Below are 13911 nucleotides of genomic sequence, written 5' to 3' on the forward strand. Positions count from 1 at the left end.
ATGTATACAAAAGTTCTTGAAACCCAGTTGAAATTGTGATACCATGGATACAATACAGATACATTTGTGTTTGTGTGACGTATAAAATGATGTGATATAGAGAGGAGTTTGCTTATGAACTTATGGAATATGGTCAATGAATTGAAATCTCCAGCGTATGAGTGGGTGGAGCTGAGTCGTTTGGTTACAGAAACAACTGTGCATCATCCTCTGTTCCCTGCTATGACCAGAAGGGAAATTTTGAACTTAAAAGAACATGGTGCTGCCAGCGAATGTTACGATTTGGTCAGCCAATATGGTACACATATCGATCCACCCATTCACTTTACAGAAGGTGGTAGAACTTTGGATTTGATCACTGCACAGGAAATGCTATTCCCCCTTTGTGTCATTGATTTGACCAAGGAATTCCAAGGGAATCCAGATTATGAAATCACACCAGCAGATATTTTGGCTTGGGAAGAAACCAATGGCAAAATTCCTGAAAATGCTTTTGTGGCAATGCGTACAGGTTGGACAGTAGAAGGTGCAAAGGATGCTGATGGTGAAGAACATTATCCTGGTTGGGGTGTTCCAGCTTTGGAATTGTTGGTGGAACGTGGCGTTGGTTGTATTGGACATGAACCAGCAGATACAGATCCTGCATGTAATGTAAAAACAGATGGTTGGCAAGCAGAAGGCTATTGGTTGGGACAAGATAAAATTCAAATTGAATTGATGATCAACTTGGAAACACTTCCGGTAACAGGTGGTATCATCTTCTGTGGATTCCCTCGTATCGAAGGTGGCAAAGGCTTCACAGCTCGTTGCGTGGCAATTTTCCCCAAATAAAAAAATCTAAAAAATGAAATACCCTCAAACCAATCATATGGCTTGGGGGTATTTTTTATTTGAATCAATCTAAAATTTCTTTGAAATCTTCAATGTATTTGTCTGCTGTTGCAACAATTTCTTTGAAATCATCCATGGCAGTATCTTCGGCAACTGCATAAACGGTAAAACCACCAGACTTTGCACCTTTGATGGCATACAAAGCATCTTCCATAACCAATGTGGATGCAATTGTGCCACCCATACGCTCCATTGCCACTTCATAGGGCAAACTGAAATCTTTGGAAGAATTGATTTCGGAACATGGCATAATGAATTCAAAATATTTGTGCAACTGCAAACGATCAATTGCAGGCAAAACAAAGCTGTTTTCCGATGCGGTTAAGATACACATTTTGGTACCTTTTGCATATTCTTGCTCCAAAAAGTTTAGTACATTTGGTTTCAATTGGACTATGTTGCGATAGGCATTGTCTACCACAGCAGCAATACCAGCAGCAATTTCTTCTGGTGTTTGTGGTACACCCAAAACAGAACTCATATGCTCACAAGTTTGTGTGATGGTGTGTTCTTTCATAAAATCGAAGAAACCATCTGGCGCAGAAATGCCAAATTTTGCCAAATAATCAATGCCAACAGTTCTCCAAACATGCATGGAAGCAAGTAAAGTTCCATCCAAATCAAAAATAATATGGTTCATAAGATAACTCCTTTTGTTTTACGATAAATAAACTTTGTAGGGACAACCCTTGGAGCTGTCCGCCATGAAATGCGATGAATTTAGTTCTTTTGCAGTGTATCATTATTCCAAAGAAAAAACAACAGGTTCCCATAAATTTTGCAGAAGATATACCCAGTGAAGAAATTTTATGGTATGATAAAAATAATGTCGTATTTTGAAAAGGAGAAGAATTATGGAATATCGTATTGAAACAGATTCTATGGGCGAAATCAGAGTCCCAGTTGGCGTATATTGGGGTGCACAAACCCAAAGAAGTTTGGAAAACTTTAAAATTGGAACAGAAAAAATTCCAGTTGAAGTGATTCGTGCTTTTGCAATTCTCAAAAAAGCAGTGGCAAATGCAAATCATCGTTTGGGCAAATTGGACGCAGAAAAATGTGGTGTCATAGGTCAAGTTTGTGACGAAATCTTGGCTGGCAAATTGGATGACCAATTCCCATTGGCAGTTTGGCAGACAGGTAGCGGCACACAATCCAATATGAATGTCAATGAAGTTGTGGCGAATCGTGGCAATGAGATAGCAGGCAAAAAATTGTTGCATCCCAATGACCATGTGAATATGTCCCAAAGCTCCAACGATACCTTCCCAACAGCAATGCACATTGCAGCAGTTTTGGAAACCAAAAACCAACTTTTGCCAGCTGTGGAACGTATGATTGGTGAGCTTCTTCGTTTGGAAGTAGAAAATGCAAATATTGTGAAAACAGGTAGAACCCATTTGCAAGATGCAACTCCTATTTCCTTTGGTCAAGAAATCAGTGGTTGGAGAAATATGTTGGAAAAATCCAAAAAGATGATTGCAATGAGTTTGGTGGAAGTGGCAGAATTGGCTCTTGGTGGTACAGCTGTTGGAACTGGTCTCAATGCACCAGAAGGCTTTGGAGAAGCGGCAGCAGAAGAGGTAACCAAATTAACAGGCGAATCCTTCATCACAGCAGAAAATAAATTCCACGCTTTGACAGCAAAGGATGAATTGGTGTTTGCTCATGGTGCCATCAAATCATTGGCAGCAAATCTTATGAAAATTGCAAATGATGTGCGTTGGCTTTCCAGTGGTCCTCGTTGTGGTTTGGGTGAAATCTTCATCCCTGAAAACGAACCAGGTAGCTCCATTATGCCAGGTAAGGTGAATCCTACCCAATGTGAAGCAGTGACTATGGTTGCTGTACAAGTTATGGCAAACGATACTGCAATTGGTTTGTGTGCATCCCAAGGGAATTTTGAACTCAATGTATATATGCCTGTATGTATCGAAAACTTCTTGCAATCTGTACGTTTGCTTGCAGATGGCTTGGATTCCTTTAGAGAACATTGCGTTTCTGGTATTGTTGCAAATGAAGAAAAAATGGCAGAAAACTTGCATCGTTCTTTGATGCTTGTGACTTGCCTCAATCCATATATCGGCTATGAAAATGCAGCCAAAACAGCAAAGAAAGCACATAAAGAAAATATTTCCTTGAAAGAATCCTGTGTGTCCCTTGGGTTCTTGACAGAAGAAAAATTTGATGAAGTATTCAAACCAGAGGAAATGATCTAAAATAAGAATACAAAAATATCAGATGTAGGGTTGATTCACGAATCAACCGCAAATAGGTGTTGTGATGGAATTACCCAAACGAAAAAGAAACCGATTACGGGAATATGATTATAGTCAAATGGGTGTATATTTTGTAACCATATGTGCCCACAACAAACAGCCGATTTTTGGAACTGTAGGGGCGATTCACGAATCGCCCGAAAACAAAATTCAATTGTCATCATGTGGCGTCATAGTAGAATCCGTTATCATAGATTTGGAACAACGATATCCAAATGTGAAAATTGATAAGTATGTAATTATGCCAAATCATATCCATTTGATGATACGTTTGCTGGAAAGGATGAGGATATAGAGCGGTCGATTCGTGAATCGACCCTACAAGGGCGTTCAGAATTATCCAAGGTGGTTGGGTATTTGAAGATGAATGCATCCAAAAGAATACATGAAACGCAACCGAATTTACAAGTTTGGCAACGTTCCTTCCATGAACACATCATCCGCAACGAGAAAACATACCTTAAAATCTGGCAATACATAGACGAAAACCAACAGAAATGGCAAGAGGATTGCTATTTTACACCATAAATAAAATCAATCAGGAGGACAACATGACATTAGACGAAAAAGCACTACAATTACATTATGAAATGCAAGGGAAAATTGAAGTAATTTCCAGAAAACCAGTAGAAACTAGAGAAGATTTATCCATGCTTTACACACCAGGCGTTGCTGAACCTTGTCGTGTCATTGCAAAAGACGAAGAAAAATCCTTTGAACTCACAAGACGTTCCAACTTGGTTGCAGTTGTGACAGATGGTTCCGCTGTTCTTGGTTTGGGCAACATTGGACCTTCTGCTGGTATGCCAGTTATGGAAGGAAAATGCGTATTGTTCAAAGAATTTGGTGATGTGGACGCATTTCCAATTTGCATCGATTCCAATGATGTGGATACCATTGTACAAACAGTGTACTTGATTTCCAAAAGCTTTGGCGGCATCAATTTGGAAGATATTTCTGCACCACGTTGTTTTGAAATCGAAGCAAAACTCAAAGAGATTTGTGACATTCCTGTATTCCATGATGACCAACATGGTACTGCAATTGTGGTTGCAGCGGCTATGATGAATGCCATGAAAGTGGTTGGCAAAAAAATGGGGGACGTGAAAATTGTCATCAATGGTGCTGGTGCTGCTGGTATTGCCATTGGTAAATTCCTCATTTCCATGGGATTTGGCAACATTGTTATGTGTGATATCAATGGTATCATTTGTGAAGGTGATGCAGGTCTTAATGCAGGTCAAGAAGAAATTTCTCATATCAGCAATTTGAACAAAGAAAAAGGGTTGTTGGCAGATGCACTCAAAGGTGCTGATGCATTTATCGGTGTTTCCAGACCAAACATGGTGACTAAAGAAATGGTTTCCACAATGGACAAACCAATCATCTTTGCAATGGCAAACCCAACACCAGAAATTATGCCAGAAGAAGCAAAAGCTGGTGGTGCTATGGTCATTGGTACAGGTAGATCTGATTTCCCAAATCAAATCAACAATGTTTTGGTATTCCCAGGCTTATTCAAAGGTGCTTTGGCAGTACGCTCCAAAGAAATTTCAGAAGCAATGAAAATGAGAGCAGCATATGCCCTAGCGGATTTGATTCCAGAAAGCGAATTGCATGCTGAAAATATCATTCCTTCTGCTTTGGATAAAACTGTGGCAGATGCAGTTGCAAAAGCGGTTGCTGATGTTGCAATTGAAGAAGGTACTGCAAGAATTGGTAGATAAATTGTATCAAAGTGTATTTGACATATGTAGGGGCAGATTCTATATCTGCCCGTTTGCAATAATATAAATGTCCCATTTTAAGATATGTGTGCCTAGAAATTAGGGTGGACGGGTGCACACATAGGTGCACCCTTACGATACACCATCATAAAATGTAGGGGATGGCGTCCTCGACATCCCGTTGTGAATCACTACAAATAGAAGTGAGATGCACCTGTAGAGCAAGGGCTCACCGCCAAAGAAGTGGCGGTCACACGTAGTGTGATTTTGCTTGCAAAATGATGACCTCTACTCTTGCCGTTATAAATTGCCACAAATATCAATTTATAACTGTAACCAACGGGTGACGAAACGTCACCCCTACAAAACAAACATCACTACACAAAATAAGCATTTGGTGAACAAATACAACTTTCTTTCAGAATCATTGACGAAACCCATCTTTCGTGATACCCTAATACCATATCAAAATGGTTTGTATTCCTTGGTTATGGACAGTCAGGGAATAGAGGAAACAGGGTGTAATTCCCTACGGACCCGCCGCTGTAAGTGTGGAGTATCCTTCTTCATCAAAAAATGGTGCAATGAAAATTGGTCACTGGGCAACTGGGAAGGCTAGAAGGAAACGCAAGAGAAATCTACAAGCACAAGTCAGAAGAACTGCAAACCTATATATTGACTCTAAACATCAACGATAAGATGTTTGGTTTTATTTGCGTTAGATAAATGGCTATGGCAATCTTTTTTGGTTGTCATGGCTTTTTTTATGGGGATATGAAAAAGAAGGAGCAAATCAATGAAAAGAATGAAACTCAAAAAACAACTTTTGGCAATGACAATGGCTTGTACCATGTTATTTTCATCCATACCAACCTTTGCTATGGAAGATACAACCAGTGAAACCACTCCAAGTGTGCAACAAGAAACAGTATCAGATGCAGTAGACAATATGGATACTGTAGTCGAGGAAACCACAAATTCTTTGGAAGATACAAATGAAGTTGTCACAGAAGAAACCATTACACCAGAAGCAGAAATAACACCAGAAGCAGAAATAACACCAGAAGCAGAAATAACACCAGAATCTGATGAAGAAGTAGCACCAGAGACTGAATCTGATACAGAAACAGAAGTAGAATCAGAAATAACACCAGAAACAGAAGATACAACCACAGAAAATAATGTTTTGGATACAGAAGAACCGCAATTAGAGGAAGAACCACCAGTAGAAGAAGAATTACAATTAGAAGAAGGATTACAATTAGAAGAAGAAATCCTTGAAGAATTGGCGATTTTAGAAGAAGTATCCAGTCCAACATTTGACACATTCAATGTCTTGACAACTTCCTTTGTTTCAGGGGAATGGGTGACCAATACCACCTTTGATGCAGAAGTATATGAATACAACTTGAACTTGAAGCTCTATACCACAAGTTCCATTGGTATTTCTTCCACAACTTCCTTTGATTCTGAAATTTATGAGGTGGAAATCACATACACCGATAGTACAGGCACAGAAAAAATAACAGCTCTAACCACCAATAAATATACAACTTTTTCTAATTTTGGATATGGAACAACGGATTTTGTGGTGTGCATCAGCGAAATTGCAAATCCAGAAAATAGCACAACCTACACCTTCTACATTACAAGACCTTATTCTGATGTGAATACTTTTTCCAGTACAGGAATTGTGGTGGCACCAGTGGGACGTGATATCCTTTCCACAATGTACAAAGGTGTTACAGAAGGTACTTTCTTCCAAATGATAGATGGTTTGGAAACAGAAAACACAGGTATTTCCACAACAGTCAACGAATATAATTCTTATTTTTTGGATGCTTTGGAAAGCTTTTCTTTGACACTATCAACACTTACCACAGAAGAAGCAATGCGTTATAGCACAGATAATGGCATTACTTGGACAGACATATCCGATACCATCATTTTGGAATTTGATGCATCCAATCAAATGGATGTTTTGGTGCAATTGGTTTCAGGAAACGATATGGTATACAACAATGGCTTTGATGACCCAGAAAACATCAATACCTATGTGCTTCATATCTATTCTGTGGATGTGGCATCAAATTCAGCACAAATCTTAACAGCAGTGGCAGAAACAGGCTATATTTCAGCACCATTTACACCAGAAAACAACAGCTATCTTGTATTGCAAGAAAGTGGTATTACAACAGATACCATTACCTATACCATTTCTGAAGGTGCAACTGCTTGGTTGGGTAATGTGGAACAGGTAGCAGAAAATGGTCAGTATACACTTGTTTTGACAACTTCCAATCAAACAATTGATGTGGTTGCAGAAGATGGTAGCATCACCAATTCCTATGTATTTCGTGCTTATACCACATCAGCAGCAGATATGCCAGATTATGTGGTGGATTATTTACCAATCAATTCCCAATACACCAATGCCACTACTGGAATGTATCCAGAATATACCTTGATGGGAACTGTAAAATCACTTGGTAATTTTGGTGGATACATCACCTATTATTATGAAAATGGCATCACCAACAATCCAAATAACATGTATGGTATGGATTTCTATGTCAATGGCAATTCTTCATCTGTAGGTGGCAGTCTTGGAGAAGTGGGTCAGGTTTGGGTATCAGAGGATAACGAAACTTGGTATGCATTGGCAGGTAGCGAACATTATGAAGATAGCACCATTTGGGACTATGAAGTGACCTATTCCAAATTGAGCAGTGGCAAAACATCTTGGGTGGATAACCAAGGAAACACCAGTGCAAGTGCCTATTCCACAGGTGCATATCCCGTTGTATCCAACTACCCACTTCATGATTTTACAGGTCAAACAGAAGGAATTACATTGACAGGAATTGTGTTGCCATCACAAGAAGATGGAACTATTATGGGGTCTGGTACCACAGCTTCCTTTGCAGCAGCAGCTTCCTTTGGATATGTAGATTACTACACAGCAACCACCTATCCATCTTCCAATAACTATTGTGTTTTGGATAAAAATTCTTATATCGCATCACCAGCAAATGCAAATGGTTTTGACTTGACTTGGGCAGTGGATGCAGATGGTTTGCCAGTTGATGTAGAAGATAAAGAATTCCATTATGTGAAGGTGGTGACAGCATCTAATATTTGGGCAGGTGCATTTGGTGAGAAGTCAACAGAAGTGGCAGCGGTGATTCGCACCACACCACAAGAAACAGCAGTTGGCACAACAGAAGCACCAGAGAAAATTGTGATTTCATCTGTATTGGGTGATATTCCAGTCAATATCGAAGAAGGCAAAATGGTATATTCTGTGTCTGTAGAAGATGCGAAATACATTTCCATTTCAGTAGAAAATCAGAATGCAGATGACAATGTGTATGTCAACAACCAACGCATTGCAGATGGAGATATGGCAACTGGTTTTGTGGTGACAAAAGACGATACCACTTTGGTGCGTGTCATTGTACAAAATGGCGACAAAGAACCAGTGATTTATTTATTGCAATTGACTGGCAATGCTTCTGGTGATGCAGATGGTATTGAAGCATTGTATGTAGATGTGGCAGGTAGCGTACGTGAAGCAACAAAGGGAAATGATGGAAATTATACAGCCAGTGTTGCCTATACCATTGATTCCATTGGGATTTTACCAATTACAACAGAAGTGTACACCATCAATGATGAAACACCACAGGAATCTTATATTTTGGTAACTGGAGCAAATGTATTTACCATTGCAACAGAAACCCAAGAGGTTCTTTTGACCATCACAAAGGGTTCTGTACCCACTACAACACAAAACAATACAGTATCTGTAACCATCTATGGTGATAGCCAACATGATACCGATGAAGTGCATGTGTTCAGTCAAAATTCATCAGACTTCGAGCTGTTTTTAAAGAAAACATATGTGACAGTGACTTCTGGTGCAACTGCTTGGGATGCACTGCAAATGGCTATGGATGATGCTGGTATTTCCTATGAAAATGGCACTGGAAATTACATCACAGAAGTGGATGGCTTAGCAGAGTTTGACAATGGACCACTTTCAGGTTGGTTGTATATGGTCAATGGCAAATATCCGGATTATGGTGTCAATGAATATGTATTATCCAATGGAGATGCAATCATCTTGCACTATACCGATGATTATACACAAGAAGAAGCATCTAAAGATTTTTCGAGTAGTGGTTCTGGAAGTGTGGATGAAGAGTTGACAGAAGAAGATGTTTTAGAAGAAGAATTGACAGAAGAAATATTGGAAGAAACAGCAGAAGAAGCTACAGAAGTAGTACCAACACAGGAATTTACAGATGTGGCAGAAGATAGTTGGTATTTTGAAGCGGTGCAATATGTGTCAGAAGCTGGTTTGTTTAGTGGTGTTGGTGAAAATGACTTTGCACCCAATTTGGAAATGACAAGGGCTATGTTCTTTTCTGTATTGTTGCGTATGAGTGGCGATGCCTATGAAACCAGTGAAGTTTGGTATGAAGCGGGTATGCATTGGGCAATGGAGAATGGTGTTTCTGATGGCACCAATCCACAAAACAACATGACACGTGAAGAGTTGGTGACCATGCTTTGGCGATATGCAGGCAAACCAGAAGTGGAAATGATGACATTTGCAAACTATGAAGATGCAACAGATGTTTCTTCATGGGCAGAAGCGGCATTGTTGTGGGCTGTATCAGAAGGCATTGTTTCTGGCACAACTGCAACCACATTGTCACCCAAAAATGAAATCACAAGAGCAGAAGTGGCAATGATTTTGATGCACTATATGTATGAATGAAAATGCTTCGTAGGGGTTGGGTTTCCCATCCCGCAATGCCTATATTGGAATTGTAGGGACAGATTCTATATCTGTCCGCTATATAAACCATATATAACCAATAAAAAAAGGTGGTAGGATATTTCCTATCACCTTTCTCTTGTTAAACCTATTTTTGAAAACTAAGTCCCTTTTAAGATGAGTGTTGCCATGCCAGAAACAGCGGGCGACCACACAGGGTCGCCCCTACATTTTGTGGAGTGCACATCGTAGGGGCCGCCCTATGTGGCGGCCCGTGATAGATAATTTTCATAGATACACTTATCTTGAAAAGGGATACTAATAGTATATAAATCTTTTTGAATAAAGTTTGGGTTAATCCTTTTCAAAGGATTATAGGGTTTGGGACAGTGTCCCAAGGTTTTAGTTCAAATGTTTCACCATATATTCTTTTCTGGTTTCTTCAGGCACCAAATTGCCACCAGTTGCCCAAGGAATGTGAATTGCATTTTCCATAACATTACCAAGGTTGTGGTTGCGTACATAATCCAAATAAGGTTGACATTTGCCCAATTGGACAGGACCCCAGAAGGAAGCACAAGCAGATGGTTCCAAGAAGATATTTTGTGTTGCAACAATATCACGCATCAAATCATAAAGATGTTTGTCTTCCAATGTACAAATACCAGAAAGCAATGGTTTCATCACACCACCAACAAAGCCAGAAGCACGTCCAACAGCAAGTCCATCTGCTTCTGTTTGTCCAGTCAAACCAAAATCTTGTACAGATACTTCGTGATTCATTTCAGAAGCCATACCAACCAACATACAAGGTGCTTGTGTAGGCTCAATGAAGAAGATATGTACGTTGTCACCAAAGACTTGTTTCAAACCAAAGGTCACACCACCAGGAGCACCACCCACACCACATGGAATGTAGACAAAGAGTGGATGTGTTTCGTCAATAACAATGTTTTGTTCCACAAATTGTTTTTGCAAACGCTTCGCAGCAACAGCATATCCAAGGAACAAGGTAACAGAATTTTCATCATCCACAAAGTGGCTTTTTGGGTCAGCATCAGATGAATCACGACCTTCTTTGACTGCTTTGCTATAATCATCATCATATTCCACAACAGTTGCACCTTTTTGACGCAACAAATCCTTTTTCCATTGCTTTGCATCTGCTGACATATGAACAATGACTTCAAAACCAAGACAAGCACTCATGATACCAATGCTGAGACCAAGGTTACCAGTGGAACCCACTTGGATTTTATAACCAGAGAAAAATTCTTTGAAACGATCTTCTGCCAAAATAGCATAGTCATCTGTTTCTTGCAACAAACCATTAGCAATTGCCAAGGTTTCTGCTTGCTTCAAAACTTCATAAATACCACCACGTGCTTTGATGGAACCAGAAATTGCAAGGTGACTGTCTTGTTTCAAATACAATTTGCCCATAATTTCGGTATCATAATTACCTTCCAAACAACCTTGCATAATGGGGATGTATGTCAGTGGAGATTCAATCAAACCATTGTTTTCTTTTGTTTCTGGAAATACCACTTGGATATAGGAAGCAAAGCGTTCCAAACGTCTTTCGGCATCTTCAATATCTGCCATTGTAAGGGATACACCAGAAAGACCAGACTTGGCATCTGTCATGTGTGAATTGACCCAGTTTACTTCTTTGGCATTTGCAACTTCTTGCAATAGGATTCCTTCTGGAATTGTGTTGAAATCAATTTTACTCATAAAATTCTCCTTAATATGTAATAATCAATTGCAATGATACTTCGTCTGTCTATCATATCATAGCAATAGATTGCTGTAAATAAACGAAATTGTAGAAATCTTAGAGGAAAAATATGATACAAAATGGATAAAAATGCTTTCCTATATGGACAATGCATCATAATCATAAAATAAATTTTTTGTGCATTTGACACAAGAGGGGTGTCTTTCTACCGCCAACAATACATGGACAAAGAACCAGATTTTGTGTGATGGTCATGAACAAAAATAGAAAGAAAAATATTTGGATTTATTTTGAAAGTGGTTTGACATAAAAACATGCAAACGAAAAGAAAGATAAGATGGTAACGATAGAGAGCTGTTTTCAAAAAAAAACAAGAAAAAGACTCAAAAAGATAAAAAAATATGTAAAAAACAAGAAAATTTTTTGAAAAATAAGTGTCCTTATAGAAAAGACAAATGTTTTGTATGAAAAACAAGAAGAACGCATAATTTATAAAATATACATTGGAAAATGCTGATAATTCGAAGGAAAATAAAGCTTGTAAATTGTATGAAAAGTGTTTTTGGAAATAAATGTCCATGATAAAAAGACAAAAATAAGATGGTGGAAGATAAAGTTTCGTTTGATGAAACAAAATGGCTATTTTCTACAAATTGCACACCTTGACAGCGGACAAAACCTGTTATATACTCATAAAAATTAAGAAAAATGAAGGATTATGTAGAAAATGATTTCTTGATGAAAAAATAAAGCAATAGTTTAGAGAGGAGCAACCATTTTGAAAATATGTGTAATCGGTGCCGGTAACACAGGTCATGGCATTTCTGCTTATTTGGCAGATAAGGGTGCAGATGTAATTTTGAATACAAGAAGCCAAGAAAAGGCAGACCATATCAATGCAAATGGTATCACTTCAGCTGGTTCTGTTACAGGTAATTTCAAAGTGCCTGCTACAACAGATTTGGCTTTGGCGGTGTCAGAAGCAGAATTGATCATCATTATGACAGTTGCAAATGCACACAAAGAAGTTGCAGAACGCTTGAAACCTGTATTGCAACCAAACCAAAAGGTGATTGTATTCAATAGCAATTGGGGTGCAATGCAATTCAAACAAGTTTTGGGTGATGATATTCAGAAAAAGAATTTGATTGTTGCAGAAACATCAGCGCAATTGTTTGTAGGTTCTATTGATTCACAAGGTGTGATTCAATTCAGTATCAAAGCAGAGGCAACCATTTGTGCAACAGATAGTGATAAAACAGAAGAATTGATTGCATTTACAAAGGAATATTTCCCGCAATTCAAAAAAGCAAATTCCATCATTGAAACAACCATTTCCAGTACAAACCCAGTGATCCATGTGCCAGTTGTTCTATTGAATTTGGCAAGAGTGGAACAAAAACAAGACTTCTTGTTCTATGGGGATGGGGTATCTCCATTGGCAGTGAAAATGGTTTTGGCATTGGATAGAGAACGTATTGCAGTTGCAAAGGCAATGGGTTGTGAAATTACAGATGTTTTGAGTGGAATCAATAGTTTCTGGGCAATCAAACATGATAATTTGTTCGATGCACTCACCAAAAATGAGACCTATTTGAAATCCAAAGGTCCTAAAACAGTGGATCATAGATTTTTGACAGAGGATGTTCCTTATGGTATTGCTCCAATTGCAAAAATTGGTAAAATATATGGCGTAGCAACACCGCACACCGATCACGTAGTTGCGTTACTCAATGATTTGTTGGGTGATGGCATCTTGGAAGATGGCGTTGCGTTTGCAAGAGAAGATTTTCAATAAAGGGTTTAGGTGACACCACTAGGTCTAGGGGTATTGCCCAAAAAATTAAGGAGGCGTTTTCATGGAAGCAAAAAAAGTAAGTGTCGGTAGCAAAAAGTTTAGTGCTGTAGACTTGATCACAGTTGTGGTTTTCGCAGCATTGGTACGTGTATTGTGGATTGTATTCAAATCTGCTGGGGTTGTGTTCCCATTCAACCATTCTGCAATGCATTTGTTCAGTTCTTTCTGTTTGGTATCTTGTATGGCAGTTGTTAAAAAACGTGGTGCAGCATTCTACTACACAGTAGGTTGGTGTGCAATCAACTTCTTCTTGCAAGGTGAACATTGGGCATACTGGGTATTGGTAGTTTTGTTGCCATTCATTCCAGAAATGTACATGAAAAAAAGAAGTGCATCCTTCGAAAATCCAGACGATGTATACCATAGCTACAAAGATTTGTTGGTATTCGCACTCATTTATACCATTCTTTACTTCGTATTTGTATGGTTCAGCTTGATTTACATCTACTTCATTCCAATTCCATGGGGTCTTAGCTATGCTGCATTTGGTCTTGCTTTGGTTTTGGTATTCTTGGGTACATACTTGGGACGCAAAGTCGGTATCAAAGCAAGTTCTTTGATCAACTAATTGTTTTAGAACAATACACAATAAACTGTAGGGTGGTCCTGAGTGGCCACCTGTTGTTTTA

At 38.8% G+C, this 13911-nt stretch carries 9 protein-coding genes and 1 riboswitch; of the genes, 7 read left to right on the forward strand and 2 right to left on the reverse strand.

Annotated elements, in window-relative coordinates:
- Positions 1–114: 114 nt before the first annotated feature.
- Positions 115–831, forward strand: a complete 717-nt coding sequence (locus tag MJY40_RS04115) for a cyclase family protein (RefSeq protein WP_317855781.1) — start codon at positions 115–117, stop codon at positions 829–831.
- A gap of 64 nt (positions 832–895) precedes the next feature.
- Here MJY40_RS04115 and MJY40_RS04120 read toward each other — a convergent pair whose 3' ends face one another.
- Entirely contained in the window at positions 896–1531 is a 636-nt protein-coding gene (locus tag MJY40_RS04120; protein WP_317855782.1) for an HAD family hydrolase, read from the reverse strand.
- 214 nt (positions 1532–1745) lie between these two features.
- On the opposite strand from MJY40_RS04120, the gene fumC reads away from it, so the two are divergent.
- The 4 genes from fumC to MJY40_RS04140 all read left to right on the forward strand — a co-directional run bounded on the left by fumC (position 1746) and on the right by MJY40_RS04140 (position 9683).
- Positions 1746–3110 (forward strand): class II fumarate hydratase, encoded by a 1365-nt coding sequence (fumC, locus tag MJY40_RS04125; protein WP_317855783.1) that lies wholly within the window; start codon positions 1746–1748, stop codon positions 3108–3110.
- A gap of 417 nt (positions 3111–3527) precedes the next feature.
- The gene (locus MJY40_RS04130) at positions 3528–3698 is read left to right on the forward strand and encodes a hypothetical protein (RefSeq protein ID WP_416387494.1); all 171 of its coding nucleotides are present in this window, start codon (positions 3528–3530) and stop codon (positions 3696–3698) included.
- Positions 3699–3721: 23 nt separating this feature from the next.
- Entirely contained in the window at positions 3722–4897 is a 1176-nt protein-coding gene (locus MJY40_RS04135; protein ID WP_317855784.1) for an NAD(P)-dependent malic enzyme, read from the forward strand.
- Between the two features lie 458 nt (positions 4898–5355).
- Positions 5356–5579: riboswitch (cobalamin riboswitch) on the forward strand.
- A gap of 114 nt (positions 5580–5693) precedes the next feature.
- Entirely contained in the window at positions 5694–9683 is a 3990-nt protein-coding gene (locus tag MJY40_RS04140; RefSeq protein WP_317855785.1) for an S-layer homology domain-containing protein, read from the forward strand.
- Positions 9684–10085: 402 nt separating this feature from the next.
- Here the strand turns inward: MJY40_RS04140 and MJY40_RS04145 are convergent, their stop codons facing one another.
- Positions 10086–11420, reverse strand: coding sequence for a D-serine ammonia-lyase (locus tag MJY40_RS04145; RefSeq protein ID WP_317855786.1), 1335 nt, complete (start codon positions 11418–11420; stop codon positions 10086–10088).
- Positions 11421–12202: 782 nt separating this feature from the next.
- On the opposite strand from MJY40_RS04145, the gene MJY40_RS04150 reads away from it, so the two are divergent.
- Positions 12203–13222 (forward strand): NAD/NADP octopine/nopaline dehydrogenase family protein, encoded by a 1020-nt coding sequence (locus MJY40_RS04150; protein WP_317855787.1) that lies wholly within the window; start codon positions 12203–12205, stop codon positions 13220–13222.
- 61 nt (positions 13223–13283) lie between these two features.
- Entirely contained in the window at positions 13284–13850 is a 567-nt protein-coding gene (locus MJY40_RS04155) for a hypothetical protein (RefSeq protein WP_317855788.1), read from the forward strand.
- Positions 13851–13911: the final 61 nt, after the last annotated feature.

It is taken from the genome of Chakrabartyella piscis (assembly GCA_030067835.1).
GTDB classification, from domain to species: domain Bacteria; phylum Bacillota; class Clostridia; order Lachnospirales; family Anaerotignaceae; genus Chakrabartyella; species Chakrabartyella piscis.

Excerpts from the sequence above, each read along its gene's own strand:
- MJY40_RS04115 (WP_317855781.1), top strand. The coding sequence starts at position 115 with ATGAACTTATGGAATATGGTCAATGAATTGAAATCTCCAGCGTATGAG.
- MJY40_RS04120 (WP_317855782.1), bottom strand. The coding sequence starts at position 1,531 with ATGAACCATATTATTTTTGATTTGGATGGAACTTTACTTGCTTCCATG.
- fumC (WP_317855783.1), top strand. The coding sequence starts at position 1,746 with ATGGAATATCGTATTGAAACAGATTCTATGGGCGAAATCAGAGTCCCA.
- MJY40_RS04135 (WP_317855784.1), top strand. The coding sequence starts at position 3,722 with ATGACATTAGACGAAAAAGCACTACAATTACATTATGAAATGCAAGGG.
- MJY40_RS04140 (WP_317855785.1), top strand. The coding sequence starts at position 5,694 with ATGAAAAGAATGAAACTCAAAAAACAACTTTTGGCAATGACAATGGCT.
- MJY40_RS04145 (WP_317855786.1), bottom strand. The coding sequence starts at position 11,420 with ATGAGTAAAATTGATTTCAACACAATTCCAGAAGGAATCCTATTGCAA.
- MJY40_RS04155 (WP_317855788.1), top strand. The coding sequence starts at position 13,284 with ATGGAAGCAAAAAAAGTAAGTGTCGGTAGCAAAAAGTTTAGTGCTGTA.